Annotated in this window: 12 protein-coding genes and 3 pseudogenes; 9 read left to right on the top strand and 6 right to left on the bottom strand. The window is 73.2% G+C overall.

Features of this window, described 5'->3' with window-relative positions; all coding sequences use genetic code 11:
• Nucleotides 1-2 precede the first annotated feature (2 nt).
• The 4 genes from AB0442_RS16430 (at nt 3) to AB0442_RS16415 (ending at nt 5,613) form a co-directional block, all read left to right on the top strand.
• Nucleotides 3-1,925, top strand: a complete 1,923-nt coding sequence (locus AB0442_RS16430; protein ID WP_366163413.1) for an acyl-CoA synthetase — start codon at nt 3-5, stop codon at nt 1,923-1,925.
• A 12-nt stretch (nt 1,926-1,937) separates the two neighbouring features.
• The gene (locus tag AB0442_RS16425; protein WP_366163412.1) at nt 1,938-2,288 is read left to right on the top strand and encodes a DoxX family protein; all 351 of its coding nucleotides are present in this window, start codon (nt 1,938-1,940) and stop codon (nt 2,286-2,288) included.
• Nucleotides 2,289-2,788: 500 nt separating this feature from the next.
• A complete protein-coding gene (locus AB0442_RS16420; RefSeq protein WP_366163410.1) occupies nt 2,789-3,934 on the top strand; it encodes a VOC family protein in 1,146 nt (381 codons plus the stop codon).
• On the top strand, nt 3,931-5,613 hold the full coding sequence (locus AB0442_RS16415; protein ID WP_366163408.1) for a bifunctional 3-(3-hydroxy-phenyl)propionate/3-hydroxycinnamic acid hydroxylase: 1,683 nt from the start codon (nt 3,931-3,933) through the stop codon (nt 5,611-5,613). The genes AB0442_RS16420 and AB0442_RS16415 overlap by 4 nt, the downstream gene beginning before the upstream one ends.
• A gap of 24 nt (nt 5,614-5,637) precedes the next feature.
• Here the strand turns inward: AB0442_RS16415 and AB0442_RS16410 are convergent.
• Nucleotides 5,638-5,721, bottom strand: a pseudogene (locus tag AB0442_RS16410) (TetR/AcrR family transcriptional regulator); the annotation flags it as partial.
• 259 nt (nt 5,722-5,980) lie between these two features.
• Here AB0442_RS16410 and AB0442_RS16405 point away from each other — a divergent pair.
• Nucleotides 5,981-6,907 (top strand): diacylglycerol kinase family protein, encoded by a 927-nt coding sequence (locus AB0442_RS16405; protein ID WP_366163406.1) that lies wholly within the window; start codon nt 5,981-5,983, stop codon nt 6,905-6,907.
• A 98-nt stretch (nt 6,908-7,005) separates the two neighbouring features.
• Here AB0442_RS16405 and AB0442_RS16400 read toward each other — a convergent pair.
• Both AB0442_RS16400 and AB0442_RS16395 read right to left on the bottom strand, forming a co-directional pair.
• Nucleotides 7,006-7,137, bottom strand: a pseudogene (locus AB0442_RS16400) (IS3 family transposase); the annotation flags it as partial.
• 367 nt (nt 7,138-7,504) lie between these two features.
• Nucleotides 7,505-9,205 (bottom strand): RICIN domain-containing protein, encoded by a 1,701-nt coding sequence (locus AB0442_RS16395; RefSeq protein WP_366163404.1) that lies wholly within the window; start codon nt 9,203-9,205, stop codon nt 7,505-7,507.
• 1,154 nt (nt 9,206-10,359) lie between these two features.
• Here AB0442_RS16395 and AB0442_RS16390 point away from each other — a divergent pair.
• From AB0442_RS16390 to AB0442_RS16375, 4 genes are all read left to right on the top strand, one after another.
• Nucleotides 10,360-10,755: a nuclear transport factor 2 family protein gene (locus AB0442_RS16390; protein WP_366163402.1), complete on the top strand. Its 396-nt coding sequence runs from the start codon at nt 10,360-10,362 to the stop codon at nt 10,753-10,755.
• A 535-nt stretch (nt 10,756-11,290) separates the two neighbouring features.
• Nucleotides 11,291-12,856 (top strand): PP2C family protein-serine/threonine phosphatase, encoded by a 1,566-nt coding sequence (locus tag AB0442_RS16385; RefSeq protein WP_366163400.1) that lies wholly within the window; start codon nt 11,291-11,293, stop codon nt 12,854-12,856.
• Nucleotides 12,853-14,133: a cobalamin B12-binding domain-containing protein gene (locus AB0442_RS16380; RefSeq protein ID WP_366163399.1), complete on the top strand. Its 1,281-nt coding sequence runs from the start codon at nt 12,853-12,855 to the stop codon at nt 14,131-14,133. Before AB0442_RS16385 ends, AB0442_RS16380 begins: the two co-directional genes overlap by 4 nt.
• Entirely contained in the window at nt 14,130-14,507 is a 378-nt protein-coding gene (locus AB0442_RS16375) for an STAS domain-containing protein (RefSeq protein WP_366163397.1), read from the top strand. The genes AB0442_RS16380 and AB0442_RS16375 overlap by 4 nt, the downstream gene beginning before the upstream one ends.
• A 107-nt stretch (nt 14,508-14,614) precedes the next feature.
• On the opposite strand, the gene AB0442_RS16370 is transcribed toward AB0442_RS16375, so the two are convergent.
• From AB0442_RS16370 to AB0442_RS16360, 3 genes and pseudogenes are all read right to left on the bottom strand, one after another.
• Nucleotides 14,615-15,742 (bottom strand): phospholipase D-like domain-containing protein, encoded by a 1,128-nt coding sequence (locus tag AB0442_RS16370; protein WP_366163570.1) that lies wholly within the window; start codon nt 15,740-15,742, stop codon nt 14,615-14,617.
• Between the two features lie 412 nt (nt 15,743-16,154).
• Nucleotides 16,155-16,658: a TspO/MBR family protein gene (locus AB0442_RS16365; protein ID WP_366163396.1), complete on the bottom strand. Its 504-nt coding sequence runs from the start codon at nt 16,656-16,658 to the stop codon at nt 16,155-16,157.
• Nucleotides 16,659-16,788: 130 nt separating this feature from the next.
• A pseudogene (locus AB0442_RS16360) lies at nt 16,789-17,370 on the bottom strand (zinc-binding dehydrogenase); the annotation flags it as partial.
• Nucleotides 17,371-17,488: the final 118 nt, after the last annotated feature.

Genomic DNA, 17,488 nt, shown 5'->3' with positions numbered 1-17,488 from the left:
CGGTGACACTCACACCCACCGACCTGCTGTGGCCCGCCCCCGAGGACTTCGCGGACCTCTCTGCGATCGAAGCCGTTCCGCTCCACGAGCGCGGCCTGCCCGCCACCACGTACGACACCGTGGTGCGCGCCGCCCGCCTGTGGCCCGACCGCCCGGCCCTGACGGTGCTGCCCGACGCCGTGCGCTTCCTGCGCCCCACCACCGTGACCTTCGCGGAGCTGGGCGACCAGGTGCACCGCACCGCCAACCTGCTGCGTGCGCTCGGCGTCACCCGCCGCGCCGGGGTGGGCCTGCTCGCGCCGAACACCGCGGAGCTGCCTGCCGCCCTGCTGGCCGCGCAGGCCGCGGGCATCGCCGCCCCGGTCAATCCGGGCCTGGCGTCCGAGCAGGTCGAGCAGCTGCTGCGGCGCGCCGGCGCGCGGATACTCATCGCCGCCGGCCCACAGCTGGATGCACAGGTGTGGGCCACGGCCCGGCAGGTCGCCGCGGCCTTGCGCCTGGACGCACTGTTGGTGCTGGCCCCGACCCTCCCGGAGGGCCCGACCCCCGCTCTGGACCCCGTCGAAGGCGTACGCGTCGGCTACCTCACGGAGCTGGCCGCCTCCCATCCCGCAGACCGGCTGGTGGACATCGAGCCCCCGGCCGCCGACGACCTGGCCGCCTACTTCCACACCGGCGGCACCACCGGCACTCCCAAGCTCGCCGCGCACACGCACGCCAACGAGGTCGTCGACGCCTGGATGGTGGCCGCGAGCATCCCCCTCGACGAGGACTCGGCGATGTTCGCGGCGCTGCCGCTGTTCCACGTCAACGCCCTGATCGTCACCCTGCTCGGCCCGCTGCTGCGCGGCCGGGGAGTGGTGTGGGCCGGGCCGCTGGGCTACCGCGATCCCGAGCTGTACCCGGTCTTCTGGAAGCTGGTGGAGCACCATCGCATCGCCGCCATGTCCGGCGTGCCCACCGTGTACTCCGTCCTCGCCCGTGTCCCCGTCGACGCGGACATCTCCAGCATGCGGTTCGCCGCCGTCGGCGCCTCGCCCCTCCCTCCCGCCGTACGGGAGTCCTTCGAGGAGCACACCGGCATCCCGCTGTGCGAGGGCTACGGGCTGACCGAGGCGACCTGCGCCTCAGCCCTCGGCCTGCCCGGTCACACCCGCGCCGGCAGCGTCGGCCGGCGCCTGCCCTACCAGCAGGTCAAGACCGTGCGGATCGACCCGAACACCGGCGAGAGGCACGACCTGCCGCCCGGCGCCACCGGGGTGCTCGCCGTCAGCGGTCCGGTCGTCTTCGCCGGGTACGTCGCCGAGCACACCCCCCGGGGGCCTCGCCTGGAGACCGCGGGGAAGATCCGCGACGGCTGGCTGGACACGGGCGACCTGGCCCGCATCGACACCGACGGCTTCATCCGTCTCGTCGGCCGCGCCAAGGACCTGATCATCCGTGGGGGCCACAACATCGACCCCGCCGCGATCGAGGACACCCTCCTCGCCCATCCCGAGGTCACCGCCGCCGCGGTGGTCGGCCGCCCCGACCCCCACGCGGGCGAAGTGCCCGTCGCCTACGTCACCCTCGCCCCCTGCGCCCGGAGCAACCCCGCCGAGCTGCTCGCCTGGGCCGCCGAACGAGTCCCCGAACGCGCAGCCGCCCCGCGCGAGGTGCTCCTGATCGACGCCATCCCGCTCACCGCCGTCGGCAAGCCCTACAAGCTCGGCCTGCGCCTGGACGCCACCCGCCGCGCGGTCCACGCCGAACTGGCCGCCCAGGGCGCGGACTGCGACCCGGAGTTGATCCTGTGCCGGCCGCACGACGGTGGTGCCCGTGTCACGCTGCCCGCCCCTGCCGACGAGGCGGTACGACGCAGGGTCACCGCAGCCCTGGACCGGTACGTCCTGCACTGGCAGTACGCCCCCGAACAAGCCACCTGAGAGGGAAGCCCCATGAGCACCACCGCCATCGTCCTCGCCGTCCTCCTGGCCGGGACGTTCCTCCTGTTCGGGTCGGCCAAGCTTGCGGCGGTCCCCGCGATGCGCCGGGCCGCGGCCCACGTCGGCATGACCACGATCCACTACCGCCTGCTGGGTGCTCTGGAGGTGGCGGCAGCGGCCGGTCTGCTGCTCGGCCTGCGGATCACCGCGCTCGGCGCCGCCGCATCGGTCGGTCTGATCCTGCTCATGGCCGGAGCCGTCGTCGTCCACCTGCGCAGTGGCGACCCGGCCGCCCGCTGCCTGCCGGCCGCCGTCGTGGGTGCCCTGGCGGCAGCCCATCTCGTACTGCTGGCCGGCGGCTAGCCGCCCGCCCAGGACACCCGCTGCCCCACGCCCGGCTGGAGGACGCCGACGGCCGTCGCACGGCCCTGGCCCGCATGGTGCGGCCCCGGCCGCCTGCTGCTGACCGCCGGAGAGGACGGTCAGGCCCGTGCGAGGCCGCCGAGAAGATCGCAGCCGCAAGCGGCCTACCGCTGGACGCGATCCGGGTCGGCCGTGTCGAGGGCGACTACCGCGACCTGCGTTCCACCTGGACCGCCGCCCGAGGTCACGCACCGCAAGGCGCCGTCCTCGTGCGCCCGGACCGCTTCATCGGCCGGCGCGCCCACGGCGCGGGCACCGACCCGGTCGCCGAACTCACCGCCGTGCCGGACTCCCTCCTCGCCCGGCAGGAACCGCTCACCGCCGAGCCACCCGGTCTGCCGACCGCCACTGCAGTCGGCAGGCCGGGCCCGCCCCTCACCCCCACCCCGCCCCCCGGGCACCCGCACCACCGTCGTGCGGGCCGCAGGAAGGAATCCCCCGTGAACGACCCGACATCCACCCCAGGCCCCACCGCCGACGCCCATCAGGGTCTGCACAGCGGACAGGGCGCCCTGCGCGGTGAGCACCCCGGTCGTGCGGCCCAGCCCGTCATCAAGGTGGTCGACCTGGCCTGGCTGGAGTTCACCAAGCCCGACCTGGACCGCGCGGAAGCCTTCGCCCACGACTTCGGGTTCACCGCCGCCGCCCGTACCGATGACGTCCTCCATCTGCGCGGCGCCCTGGCCGGCCCCCACTGCCTGGTGATCCGACGCGGCCCCGCCTCCCGGTTCGTCGGCCCCGCCTTCCGCGCCGCCGACGCCGCAGACCTCGACCGGCTCGCCCGCGCCACCGGCCACGAGGTCCGCACCCTGACCGAGTACGGCGGCGGCCGCGTCGTGGACCTGCTCGACCCCTCCGGCGTCCCCGTCCGCGTCGTGCACGGCGTCACCGAGCAGCCCGCGCGACAGCTGCAGCAGCCCCTGGTCCTCAACACCGGTCCCACCGCCGCCCGCATCAACGCCACCCAGCGCCCGCCCCGCAAGCCCTCCCAGGTACAGCGCCTGGGCCACGTGGTGCTCTCCACCCGGGTCTTCCGGCGCGCCCTGGACTGGTACCTGCAGCACCTCGGCCTGATCGTCAGCGACTTCCTCTACCTGGACGGCCAACGCGACCGCGGCCCCAGCATGGCCTTCATCCGCTGCGACCGCGGCAGCGAGCCCGCCGACCACCACACCCTGGCCATGCACCTGGGCCCCGACACGGGCTACGTCCACTCCGCCTACCAGGTCGCCGACCTCGACGCCCTGGCCGCCGGCGGCGCGTACCTGCGCGAGCGCGGCTACCACCATTCCTGGGGCATCGGCCGGCACATCCAGGGCAGTCAGATCTTCGACTACTGGCGCGACCCCGACCGCTTCATGTTCGAGCACTACGCCGACGGCGACGTCTTCGACAACACACTCGAACCCGGCTGGGCCGCGATGTCCGCCTCCGGGCTGGCCCAGTGGGGACCACCCGCCACTCGGGACTTCCTCGGCACCACCCCGTCGCCCGGGGCGTTCCTCCAGGCGATCTCCGCGCTGCGCGAGGACAACGAGATCGACCGCGCCCGTCTGCTGGGCCTGCTGAAAGCCCTGAGCAAGTGACCGCCACCATCCCCGAGCATGTGCCCGTCGTGGTGATCGGTGCCGGACCCACCGGGCTGACCGCCGCCACCCTCCTCGCCCGCCGCGGCGTGCCCGCCCTGGTCCTGGAACGCCACCGCGCCCCGTATCCGCTGCCGCGCGCCGTCCACCTGGACGACGAGGTGCACCGCATCCTGCAGGCCGTCGGTATTCATGACGCGTTCGGTGCGATCTCCCGTCCCACCCGCGGCATGCGGCTGCTGGACGGCTCCCACCGGGTGCTGGCCGAGTTCCGCCGCGACAACCCGTGCGGCCGGTACGGCTTTCCCGAAGCCAACATGTTCGACCAGCCCGAACTCGAGCGACTGCTGCGGGACAACCTCCGGCATCACCCGCTGGTCACGCTGCGCGGAGGCATCGAGGTCACCGCCGTGACCCCGCCCCCGCACGGCGGCGCTCCGGTGCCGGTGATCTACCGGGACGAGGACACCGGCGTCTCCCACACGGTCCGGGCCGACGCCGTCCTGGGATGCGACGGCGCGGGCAGCCTGGTCCGTGCCTCCATCGGCTCCCGGATGCAGGACCTCGCCCACCCCCAGCAGTGGCTGGTCGTCGACATCCGCTGCCGCCTGCCGCTGCCCGCCTGGGACGGCGTCCACCAGATCTGCGACCCGCGACGGGCGGCCACCTACATGCGTGTCGCCGAGGACCGCTACCGCTGGGAGTTCCGCCTGCGCACCGGCGAACAGCCGCAGGAGTTCACCGACCGCCGGCGCCTGCTCGCGCTGATCGCCCCCTGGACGCCGGGCATCCCCGAGGAGGAACTGCACGTTCTGCGCACCGCCGCCTACACCTTCCGCGCCCAGGTCGCCGACGGCTGGCGCCAGGGCCGCATCTTCCTGCTCGGGGACGCCGCCCACCTCACACCGCCCTTCATCGGACAGGGAATGGGCGCGGGGATGCGGGACGCCCACAACCTCGCCTGGAAACTCGCCCGAGTCCTCACCGGCCGCGCGAGCGAGGCACTGCTCGACACCTACCAGGCAGAACGCCACCGCCACGCACAGCAGTTGATACGCACCGCCGTGACCGTCGGCGCGGTCATGACCGGCGGCGGAACGGGCACCGCACTGGCCCGCAAAGCCGTGCTGCCGGTCCTCTCCCGCCTGCCGGGTGCCTCCGGTCTCGTACTGTCCGCCGTCAGCCCACCGCTGAGACCGGGCCTCCTGGCCGGCCCCCGTCGTCCGGGCCACCCGCACCCCGGGACACTGTGCCCCCAGCCGCTGCTCCCCGACGCCGACGGCGACCCGCGTCTGCTGGACGACCTGTTCGGCGAGGGCTTCGCGCTCCTGGCCAGCACACCGCTCAGCCCGGCCCTGCACGCGCTGGCGCGGACGTTGGACGCCCGCGTCATCCACCTGCACGACCCCCGGCGGCAAGGGTCCGGCACGCGCCGCGGTGCCGAGCACCGCGCCGAAGCCGATCCGGGCACGAGGGCCCTGGTCCGCTGGATGGGCACCGCGGGTGCCGTCCTGCTCCGCCCCGACCGCGTCGTCCTCGCCACCGCGGCCCGACCCCGCCGCCCCGACACCACGTGCGGAGACGATCTCGCGGCCACCTCGGCGGCCTGGGCATCCCTGCTGTGCAGCAGCGGCCGGGCAGCCGGGGGCCCTCCAACCGTGGTCGCGGAACCACGGTGACGGCGGCCGAGTCCGCATCACGGAAGCCCTCCGCCCGGGAAAGCGCCCGGAGAGAGTGCGCCGTACGACACCGGCGGCCTGCGCGAGCTCCTCCATCGTGTCGTTCGGGTCCGGCCGAGCTCATGGCGGAACGCCGCCTCGACCAGCTCTGCCACGCGTACGGCTGTCCGGTCCGCGTGACCCGGGAGGTGATCTTGCGGCCGGCCTCCGCGGTCGCGAGACACCGGGCGGTCACCCCCGGCCAGCGGGGGAAACCCGTATCTGCCAGCATGGGTATGGAGTCCGATCGGTCGGCCAGTAACCGATCCGGGCGGCAAGAAGGGCTGCCGTGATGGCTGGGGCTGAGGCGCGTACCCAGGTGACGGTCGTGACGAATCCACACTCGGGTGGAGGCAAGACCGCCCGCTTCGACCTGATCAACCGGGCCGAGGGCATGGGCGCACGGGTCTGGTCGACCAGCGCCGAGCACGACGCGACGTCACTCGCCAGGCGCGCGGTCCAGGAGGGGGCCGAAGTACTGGCAGTCGCGGGCGGGGACGGAACCGTATCGGCCGTGGCCGCAGTGGCCGCCGCCACGGATCGGCCGTTGCTGGTGGTGCCGGCAGGCACGCGCAACCACTTCGCCCGGGATCTCGGCCTTGACATCCGCAACCCGGTCTCCTCGTTGAGCGCCCTGATCGATGGTGTACCAACCCCTGTGGATCTCGGGTCGGTGGGCCCGCACACCTTCGTCAACAACGTGTCATTCGGCCCCTACGCCGACGCCCTGCTGGAGCCCGGCTACCGGGAGGACAAGGCGCGTGCCATCGCTTCCGTCGCACCGGATTACCTCAGCGGGAGGCAATGCGTCGAGGCCGACGTGGACACTCCGCAGGGAACCGTCCGGCTCCCGCAAGTCGTGTTGGTCTCCAACAACCCGTACCACATCGCCACTCCGCGCTACCTGGGGCGCCGCTTCACGCTCACCTCAGGACTGCTCGGCGGCATCGTGCTCAAGCGCCCGACCGAGATGCCGCCGGACCTCCTGCGGCACCTTCGCGGCCAGCTACTGCGGCGGCAGACCGGTCCGGGTGCGCCGGGTGATGCAGTCATCGCCTGGACGGCGGGCACGATCACATTGCACGGCGGGCGGCGGCAACTACATGCAGGGGTGGACGGCGAACCCGTCACCCTGCCTCTTCCCGTCACCTGCGAGACCCGGCCAGGTGGACTGCGGGTGTTGCTACCGAGGGACCGACCAGGAATTCCACGAGAGCCGGTGCCCGGTCTCCCAGGAGCACCGCGTGACCACTGAGACATCGGACAGGGCAGGAACAGCTGGTGAGCGGGTGCCGAAGCAGGTGGTCAGGCCGGCGGCTTTGAGGAGGGCGCGCTCGACGGTGGCCTCGCCCGTCGGGCATCGGGCTCCGCCGCCGTGAAGTCCCGACCGATCAAGTCCGGCACCGGCGGCGCGTTCCTGTCCCGGACCGTCGTTCGGCAGTGTTGACGCACGTGGTGGTCCACGATGCCGTGCTCACGCATCAGAGCGGTTCGCCGCGGCCGGCGCCCCGATGGGGCCCGAGCGGTATGCGGGGCGATGGACGTGGAGCTCACGCCCAGCAACATCAACAACGCCCGGCCGAAGCTCGAACGGCTGGTCGAGCGCGGGATCCCGGTCGAGGCCGAGCAGGGGTCGTTCACCCGTCCCCGGCCACAGCCTGGCGAGCCTGAGACCAGGTCACGGCCCTTGAGTCGGCGTGGCGGTCGTGTGCCGACGGTCAAGCAGATTGCCGGCGTCACGGTCAGGGCCCGCGGGCGGCGGCAGCCGGTCGGCACCGGCCGAGAAGTGCTCGGCGGGACGACGGGGGATGAACGCGGCACCGTCGAAGGGTGGCCGACCGGCTGCGTGCGGCTACTTGAGCGGGGTGCCGCCCGAGTTGTGGTAGGCGATCGTCTTGTTGATCAGGTTCCCGCCGTCGGTCTCGGGCGTGGTCTGCTCCGACCAGCCGGCGCCGAACAGGAGGCCGCCGACGTGTGCGTCCGCCACCTGGTCCAGGTGCGAGAAGAACCAGTCGACCTTGTCGTCCTTGTAGTGGCCGGGGGTGTTGTTCTGCGCCATGTTGCCCAGGGGGACCTGCCACAGGACCACCGGCTTGCCCACCGACTCGGACATCGTCTTGTAGAACCCGAGCGCGGCGAAGCCCTTCTGGTCGTTCCAGAAGGTGTCACGGCCGCCGTGGGCGGGCAGCGCGTACCAGCCCGCGTCGCGGTCCGTCACGTCGGTGACCAGGAAGTCGGCGTTCTTCGCCCCGAGGTCCGCGTAGTCCTTGGCGCACTGCGGCGTGTTCTGCTGCCAGTCGAAGCAGGACAGGTGCATTCCCACGCCGCTGTTCGGCGCGTACTTGTGGCCCATCGAGATCATGCACTGGGCCAGGCCGGCGGCGCTGTTCTCCTGCGATCCGCAGTCCGTCGGGTTCGCGGCCTTGACCTGCGCGGCGACCTGGTGCGGGTTGCCGAGCGACCGGACGTAGCCCCAGAAGTCCGGCTCGAGGTCGATCATGTCCTGGGAGTTGCCGATCTTCTGGAGGAAGAAGCGGTAGTCGTTCAGGTACTTGGTGAGCAGGTCGGCCCGGTTGATGGCCTGGACCTCGCCGGGACCGTCGCCCTGGCCCGCCATGTCTCCGAGGTCGCGCAGCGAGTACCAGGTGAAGAGGTACTTCTGCGGACGCGGCTTGCCCTGGTACGTCGCCTTGGACGCGCGGTCCTTGTACACGGTCACCTGGGTGCCGGGCGCCGTGGTGTCGCCGGTCCAGCAGCCCCACCAGCCCGACCACTCGGACTTGCAGCGCGAGGCCGTGTAGGCGTCGGACGAGGGCGCGGGCTGGCTGTGGATGTAGGCGTACCGCACGTCGAACGGCGCGGCGTTCGCCGAGGTGTCGTTCATCGAGCCACCGACGAGCACCGTGCTGCTGCCCATGAGCCGCTTCGCCGGGCTGCCGCCGCCGGTGGTCGGGGACGCCGGCGGCGCTGACGTCGGGCGGGTACTCGGAGCCCGGCTCGCCGGAACGCTGCCGCCCGGCGTGGCGGGCGTGGTGCTGCTGCCTGAGCTCCCCGTGTTCCCGGTGCCGTTGACGCCGCCGACCGGGACGAGCTGCCACTGCTGGTTGGGGCCGTTCCAGTCGTGGTACTGGGCGATGCGGCCCCCGTCGGTCTTGGAGCCGAGCGGGACCTCGACGGCCTTGCCGCTGAAGGTGTTGACCAGACGCACGTAGCCGTCCGACGACTTCTCCAGGTGGAACTGCTGGTTGGCGCCCTTCAGATCGCGCCACTGCACCACCTGGGAGCCTTCGGTCTTCGACCAGTTGTAGTCGTCCAGCACCTTGCCGGAGTACCGGTTCTGCAACCGGTAGTTCCCGTCACCCGCGTCGATGAACTTCCACTGCTGGTTCGCCTCGCCGGTGCGGCTCCACTGCACCACCGCGGCGCCGTCGTACGCGCCGTAGCCGTAGTCGTCCAGCACCTGGCCGGTGCTGCGGTTGACCAGCAGGTACCAGGAGCCGGTGTCCACGGCTCCCGCCGAGGCCGTGTTGACCACGGCCACGGAGCCGCCCACGACCGCCAGGCCGACGGCCGCCCACAAACTCCGACGCTGGTGAAAACGACGGCGACGATGCGTCTGCCGCCGCCCCGGATCGGCCGAGCGGAACAACGCGCGACTGCGGCGGGCGCGGCCGCCGGGCGACGCCTCCGGCGACGTGGATGAGCGGTGGAACATGTCGATGCTCTCTTTCAGCCGTTGCCTCTGACCAGACCGCCTGTCCGGACGCCACCCAGTTGCCGCCGCCCCCGCAAGGGTTGCCCCGGACCGCGAAGATTTTTTCGGGCACCGCGTGCCGGCTGGCGATCACGTCGTCGGGCGGGGCGGTGGCCGGGGCGAAACGCAGCCGACGACCGGTCAGCTGTGGGGGTCGGGAGCCGGTCTGGCCGTCGCCCGGCGCGGCACCACCGCCGCACACCGGGGAGTTCCGCTGCGGGCCAGGGCGGCGCGCGAGGCGATCGCTGATCGAACCCGGCAGGGGTTGCTCACCCGGCCGCGACCATGGAGGCCGGCGGGTTCGCGCTTCCTACGTGCAACTGCCGTGCCGGCCGGCGGTGCTCACCCTGCCGGGCTGGCCGCCCGGCTCACAGCGCGGGCAACTCCGCCTGCTGGCCGATGCTCACGGCCTTGAGGGAACCCCCAGCCGCGCCGCCGGCCGGGGGTCCCTCAAGGCCGGTCGAACCGGCCGGCCGGTCCTTCCCGCAGCGGGCCTCGATGGCACGGTCGCGCGCATCACCCCTCGCGTACGGAGGAATCCCCATGCCCGCAAGCTACTTCGAGGGCTTCGTCGGCGGCCGCGGCAGGCTGGCGCCGCGCGCGGTCCTGGACTCCGACACCCCCAGGACCGACCTCGACGGCCAGTGGGCGTTCCGGTTCTCACGCGTGCTGCGCACCGAGCCGGAGGGTTTCCAGGACCCGCAGTTCGACGACGGCTCCCGGGACGTCCTTCCCGTCCCCTCGCACTGGCAGCTGCGCGGCCACGGCCGGCCGGCACCCCGCGGTCGTGCCCGTTCCCGCGTGGGCCCTGCCTGCGCAACGCCGCGGGCCGGCGTCGGCGAGGACGGCGCCTGCCCGGGAGGTGGCTGTGCCGGGCACGCCGCCGAGTCGTCGTGCCGCCGGGTCGGTGGCAGGCTGGAGACACGGAGTTGCGGCCCAAGAGGTGATCCGTCATGACTGAGCACCCACACGTCTCGCTGGTGCGCAAGGGGTACGAAGCGTTCTCCCGCGGGGACATGACCACCCTGTCCGAAATCCTTGCCAAGGATGTGACTCACCACGTTCCGGGCACCCACATGCTTTCCGGTGACCACAAGGGGCAGAAGGCGGTCCTGGAGTACTACCAGCGGCTCGGGACCGAGAGCGCCGGCTCCTTCAAGGTCGAGCTGCAGCACCTGTTCGTCGACGGCCGGGGCCACGTGATGTCGGTGCACCGCGCCACCGCCGAACGTGGCGGCAAGCAGTTGGACGCCATGGGCGGGATCATGTTCAGGATCGTCGGTGAGAAGGTCACCGACCTGGACGAATGCGTCGACGACCTGTCGGTCGGCGACGAGTTCTGGGGCTGAGTGCCCGAAGCGCACGACTGCTGGGCAGCGGTCGTCGCCCATGCACCCGTGCGCGCCGGGCGAGCACCCGGACCCCGGACCGACGGGGTGGACCCCGCCGCGGGAGCACCCGCGCGCGGACGCCGGGGTCCGCGCCTCCTCGGTCCGGCCGACGGGGGGCCGTGCACGCCACCGAACACGAACAGCCGTCGAGCCGTCACGGGAACGGCAGTACGGGCGGCCGTCGGCAACGCCATTGCCCGTTCGAATCGCCCGTGGACGTGTGCAGAATTTTCACATGTGATTTGTGGGCGGCCGAACTGCAGGTCAGCTCCCTGAGCGGCGCGGTTTTCGAGAACCGGCCGGGCAGGGACCGGACCGGCAGATTGCCCTTCCGTCGGAATCTGATGGATGGTGGGGAAGGAACTCCCGCTGTTCGACGACGAGTGAGGTGATGGGCACGCTCCGCCCCGAAGCTGTGACAGGTCCCACGGAAACCCCGGCGCCACCGGTGCCCCGCGCAGACCGGTGGCACGGGGTCCCGCACCCGGTCCTGGTGGCGGACTCCTCCGCTGCGGTGCGGGAGGTCAACGGCCCCGCGTCGCTGCTGCTGCCACGAGCCCGGGTCGGCGCGCCCCTGTCGCAGACGGCCCCCACCTGGCTGACCGCGGCGCACCGCAGGATGACCGCGAGGACCGCCGGACCGTCCGAGCCGGTGTGCGGCACCATCGAGGGCCGCACGGTCGAGGCCCATCCCGTCCGCGAGAGCGACGGCTCGGTGGTGTGGTGGCTGGTGGACGACACCGATCGGCGCCTGGCCAGGGCCGCGCTGGAGAGCGAACGCGAACGTACTGCTTTTCTGACACGGGCCTCCACCCTGTTGCTGTCCTCGCTGAACGCCGACCGCTGCACGGAGACCACCGCACGGCTCGCGACCGAGCACCTGGCCGATGCGGCCCTGGTGGTCACGCCGATGACCGCACGCCGGCTCCCCCTGACCTTCTGCCGGCACGGCGAGCCACCGACCCGCTCACTGGTGCGGGCGGACCCCTCGACCGTCCCCGGCCTGGCCGAGGCGCTGCAAGGATTCCCCCCGGTGCCCTCCCGTTGGATCGACCCCCAGGCACTGCCGGACTGGGTCGTCCCCGCGGAACTCGGCCCCGTCGGGTCCGTCGCGGTCGTCCCCCTGCCCGGCCACGGCGTACCGGCCGGCGCCCTCGTCCTGCTGCGCCACCGGGGCGGATCAGCCTTCGACGACGGCGAAGAGGTGCTCGCCCGGCTCTTCGCCGCCCGCGCCGGCGCAGCCCTCTCGGCAGCCCGCCTGTACGCGCAACAGAGCGGCATCACCGAAACCCTCATGCGCGAACTCCTCCCGCCGCCACTGCACCACGTCCACGGCGTGGAACTCGCGGCCGCCTACACCCCGGCGGGCGCCGGCGAGCGGGTCGGCGGCGACTTCTACGACCTGCACCCCGCCCCCGACGATTCCCGGGAGTCGCTGGTCGTCCTCGGCGACGTGTGCGGAAAGGGCCTGGAGGCGGCCGTTCTGACCGGCAAGATCCGCAGCACCCTGCACGCCCTGCTGCCACTCGCCGACGACCACGGACGCGTACTGCACCTGCTCAACAGCGCCCTCCTGACCTCCCACCACACCCGCTTCGCCACCCTGGTCCTGGCCTCGGCGCGCCGCCACGGCCACGACGTGAGAGTACGGCTCACCAGCGCCGGCCACCTCGCCCCTCTCGTCCTGCGGGCGGACGGCACCGTCCGGGCGGCCGACACCCGGGGCACCCTGGTCGGCGTCCTGCCCGATCCCGTCTTCGGCACCACCGAGGTGACCCTCGGGCCCGGCGAGATCTGCCTGCTGTTCACCGACGGCATCACGGAAGCCCGCGGCGGACCGCTCGGGGACGAGATGTTCGGTGAGCACCGCCTGCGGCGCACCATGACGGCCTGCGCCGGCATGCCGGTCGAAGCCGTGGTCGAGCACGTGCGGATGCGCACAGCCGACTGGGTCGGGGCCGGACGGCACGACGACATGGCCGTGGTCGCCGTCGGGGCCCCTCGCGGCACCCACCTCAGCGCGGTGGACGGACACGGACGCGGAAGGTACACCGGATGACCCAGCACCACGACGCCCGCCCCGCAGCCGGGGACGGCCGCATGCCGCCGCCGGCAGAGGCGGGCCGCGGCCCCGGCGGCGTCCTTGCCGAGGACCGTCCCGCGGACCCGCAGACCGAGCCGGGTGCCGGTGACTGGGCGGAGCGGCTGTGGCGGGCCGTTGCGGGCGGCGACGAGCACACCGGTGCAGCCGTGGTGTTCGCCGCCCTGGACGCCGGCCTCGACGAGGAGACCGTGCTCCTGGACGTGATCGGCACCGTCCAGCGGCGGGTCGGCGCCGAATGGGCGGCCGACCGCATGACCGTGGCGGCCGAGCACGCCGCCACTGCCGTCAACGAACGCCTGATCGCCGCCATGGCGCACCGGCACCCCGCCGAACGGACGGCCGCCACCGCCGAGGCCGCTCCCGGCCGGCTCCCCGGCCCCGGGGCCGCCCTTCCCCCGCCGGGGAACACGGGGAACGCGACCCGTGCCCGAACCGGAAACGGCAGGCCGCCGACACGCGGACGGATCACGGTGGCCTGCACCGAGGGGGAGTGGCACGCCCTGCCCGCCAGGCTCCTCGCCGAGGTGCTGCGCCTGCGCGGCTGGCACGTCGACTACCTGGGCGCCACGGTCCCCACCCCGCACCTGATCTCCCACCTGCACCGCACCGGCCCCGACGCCCTCGCGCTCTCCGCATCCCTGGCCGTCCGACTGCCGACCGCGCACGCGGCCATCACCGCCTGCCAGGCCACCGGGGTCCCCGTGCTGGCAGGCGGGGCCGCCTTCGGGCCGGACGGCCGGTACGCCACCGCGCTCGGCGCCGACGCCTGGGCACCGGACGCCCGGGCCGCCGCCGAACTGCTGGAGGCCGGCCCGCTGCGCCGCCCGCGCGGTCCGCACCACGTGATCGACGACCTGCCCCATCTCGCCGACCAGGAGTACACCCTGGTCACCCGGACCGCCCGGGACCTCGTGCGCGCCACCCTGCTCGGGCTGGAGGACCGCGTCCCGGCCGTGCGCGCCTACGACGACGACCAGCGCGAACGCACCGCGGAGGACATCGCGCACATCGTCCAGTTCCTGGCGACATCGCTCTACACGGCGGATCCGGACCTGTTCACCGGTTTCATGACCTGGACCGCCGACGTCCTCGCCGTGCGGGGCGTCCCGGCCGGCGCCCTGATCCCCGCGCTCGACCTCCTCGCCGACCAGCTCGGCGACTTCCCCCGTGCCGTGGCCACCCTCGACCGGGCCCGGACCGACCTCACCGCCGCCTCCGGGAATCCTGCATGACCGACCAGACCGTGCCGCCGTTCGTACTCACCGCCGCCCGGACCGCCGCCGGCACACTGACCCTCGTGCTGTGCGGAGACCTGGACTACGACAGCAGCGACGACTTCCTGAAGTCCGCCGCCGGTCACCTCGAAGCCCTCCCGGGCCTGCGACACCTGCACCTGGACTGCACCCGGGTGACCGGCTTCGACTCCACCGCGTTGTCCGCGCTGCTGATGCTCCACCGTCGCACCGCAGCCGTGGGCACCCAGCTGCACCTCGACCACCGTCCCCCCGGCATGCAACGCGTGCTGGAGATCACCGGAACCCTCGGCCACCTCACCGGACGGCCTGCCGGCACACCGGAGAACACCCGTGACCGCACCTCGTCCTGACGGCCCGTCGCCACCGGGCGGGCCGCTCGGGGAGCGGAGCCGGCCTCGCTGCGGCATCCGGAACGGCCCGGGCCGACCGCCGGCCCTCCGGACCTGCCCCGGGTCCGTCAGAGGAAGTGCCGAATCGGCGTGGTTGCGGTCTCCAGGGCGCGCCGGGCCAGCCCCCGGCGCCTCCACCTCGCGGCCGTGACCGGTTCGCTGCGCATCACGTCGTCGTCGAAGTGGCGGTCGAGCAGCGCGGTGAAACGCTCGTCGATCGCGGTGAGCACGACCTCCTCGTCGTGGTCGAGTGAGCGCCGGTTGAAGTTCGCGGAACCGATCACCGCGGCGATGCCGTCCACCGTCAGCACCTTGGCGTGCATCATCGTCGGCGCGAACCGCCACACCCTGATCCCGCACGCGGTCATCTGCTCGAAGTACCGCTCACCCGCGAGCTGGCAGACCCGCTTGTCCGTGTGGGGACCGGGAACCAGCAGCTCCACCTCCACACCGCGGCGGGCGGCCGCGCACAGCAGGTCCACGAAGTAGGCGTCCGGCGCGAAGTAGGCCGTGGCGAGGCGCAGCCGCTGCTGCGCCGACGAGATGACCACCCGCATCAGGGTCTGCAGGTCCTGCCAGCCGACGCTGGCGGAGCCGCGGACCACTTGGACGACCGCGCGTCCCGGCTGGTCGTGCTCCTCGAAACGGTCCGCCTCGTCGTACAGGGCGTCCGGCCTGCACTCCGCCCAGTTCTGGGCGAAGGCCGCCGCGATGCCGTCCACTGCCGGCCCGCGGACCTGGACGTGGGTGTCGCGCCATTCGCCGGGGTTCCGTGCGTCACCGCACCACTCCTCGGCGATGCCGACGCCGCCCGTGAACGCCGTCCGGCCGTCCACGACCAGCACTTTCCGGTGGCAGCGGTGATTCTGCTTCAGGGGCGACAGGCGTACGGGACGGCGGAACCACGCGATCCTGACGCCGCAGGACTCCATCAGATCGACCAGCTCGGGCTCGATCAGGCGGCTGCCGAAACCGTCGAGCAGCAACCGCACCCGCAGGCCTTCGGCCGCCTTGCGGGCCAGGGCCCGCGCGAACCGTCGGGCGACGTCGCCGCGCCAGTAGACGAACGTCATCATGTCGATGGTGCGGCGGGCTCCTTCGACGGCCGCGAGCATGGCGGGGAAGATTTCGTCGCCGTTGCGCAACGGGACGAGTTCGTTCCCCTCGGTCGCGGCGATGCCGATCAGGCCTTCCAGACGGCGCCTGAGCTCCTGACCGCGGTCGGTGGGGCCCGGACCGACGGCGCAGGGCGCGACCGGGTGCGGCGCGGGTGGTGCGGGGTCCTGCGAAAAGGCCTCGGACAGCACGGATTCTCCCTGGATCGTAAGGACGCGGACGGGGCCGCCCCGGCCCGGGACCGCCGCCGGTGCCGGCGCCGGTTGCCGGCGGTCGGCTACCCGCCGGCAGCCGTTTGATGTGCCGGCTCGTCCGGTCCCGCGAATCTCCCGGGGCGCCGGGCGCAGTGACGTCCCGTCACATCCGGATTCCAGCTCCGCCGGGAACCCGGGGCACCGGGACCGGAGTCCGTCGCCGGGCTGCCGGTACTGCCGGTACTGCCGGTACTGCCGGTACTGCCGGTTCCGCAGTGACTGCCCGTGCCCCGCGGGTTCAGGAATTGCGTCGCCCGATGTCGATGGCGAGGGTGGTGGCGAACAGGGACCAAGCCGTGTACGGCGCGAGGCTCCAGGCGGCGGCCCGGTCCGTGCGGGCGGTGCACAGGACGAGGTCGGCGTTGGAGATGTCGAGCAGGACCGTGGCGGCGGCTGCGAGCCGGGGCCGGCGGAGGCGGAAGAACAGCCAGGACCAGGAGGCGTTGACGGCGAGGTTCATGCCGAGGCTCGCGGCGAGGCGTCGGCGCCGGGCACCACGGGTGCGGGCCAGGGCGCGGCCGCCGGCGTGGGCGATGGACGCGTAGAGCGGGGTCCACACGACGGCGAACGCCCACGGTGGCGGCTGCCACGGGGGCTTGGCCAGGCCGCGGTACCAGGCGGTGTCGCCGTCGCCCGCGAGGGAAGCGGCGGTGGCGGCGGACGCCACCATGACGGCGGCCGCGGCACGGCTCGGCCAGGACACCGGCTGCCGGGCGGGGGTGCGTTCGCTGATCAGCCTCATGCCGGTCGTGTTCCCCGCCCCGAGCGGTCCACCGGCGGCCGTGCACGAAGAACCGGCCGAGATCGCGGGCCGGCGCCCGTCGCCGGCGGCAGGGTAGCCTGATGGCGCCGCCCGATCGCCCGGGCAGCTGCTACGGGACGAGGACCACCTTGCCGAGGTTGCGGCGCTGTTCGACGAGCGTGTGGGCCCGGGCGGCGTCGACGAGGGGGATCTCCTCGTGCACGGCGGTGCGCAGGATGCCCGCGTCGCGCATCTGCCAGAGCTCGCGCAGCCAGCGGTCGTGGAGTTCGGGCTTGCCGACGGCGACGGCGCGCATCTGGAAGCCGATCATCGAGGCGCCGCGGACCAGGAGTTCGTACGCCTCGACCGTGCCGCCGCCGGAGCTGAAGGCGACCAGTCGGCCGCCCGTCGCGAGGGCCCGCACGGCGGGGCCGAGAAGGTCGCCGCCGACACCGTCGAGGATCACGTCGTACGGGGCGCCCCAGTCGGCGTCCTCGTAGAGCACGACCTCGTCGGCGCCCAGCCCTCGGACGAAGTCGGCCTTGTCGGTGCTGCTGACGGCGGCGACCACGCGTGCCGCCCCGCCGGCCTCGGCGTACTGGAGGGCCGGCGTGCCCACCCCGCTGGCCGCCGCCGTGACCAGCACCGACTCGCCGGGCCCTGTGCGCGCGGCCTCGTAGGCGCCGCGCGCCACCAGTCCGCTGCGGACCAGCGGGGCCGCCCCCCCCCCCGGGGCGCCCGCCGGGACCCGGGGAGGCCAGGGGGGGTGGAGGGCCCCCCACACCGGCGTGGGGGGCGCCCAACACAACCCCCGGTACCCCAATACCACC

It is taken from the genome of Kitasatospora sp. NPDC085895 (assembly GCF_040702125.1).
GTDB classification, from domain to species: Bacteria; Actinomycetota; Actinomycetes; order Streptomycetales; family Streptomycetaceae; genus Kitasatospora; species Kitasatospora arboriphila.
This window is presented reverse-complemented; position numbering and strand designations above follow the sequence as displayed.

Excerpts from the sequence above, each read along its gene's own strand:
- AB0442_RS16425 (WP_366163412.1), top strand. The coding sequence starts at position 1,938 with ATGAGCACCACCGCCATCGTCCTCGCCGTCCTCCTGGCCGGGACGTTC.
- AB0442_RS16390 (WP_366163402.1), top strand. The coding sequence starts at position 10,360 with ATGACTGAGCACCCACACGTCTCGCTGGTGCGCAAGGGGTACGAAGCG.
- AB0442_RS16380 (WP_366163399.1), top strand. The coding sequence starts at position 12,853 with ATGACCCAGCACCACGACGCCCGCCCCGCAGCCGGGGACGGCCGCATG.
- AB0442_RS16375 (WP_366163397.1), top strand. The coding sequence starts at position 14,130 with ATGACCGACCAGACCGTGCCGCCGTTCGTACTCACCGCCGCCCGGACC.
- AB0442_RS16365 (WP_366163396.1), bottom strand. The coding sequence starts at position 16,658 with ATGAGGCTGATCAGCGAACGCACCCCCGCCCGGCAGCCGGTGTCCTGG.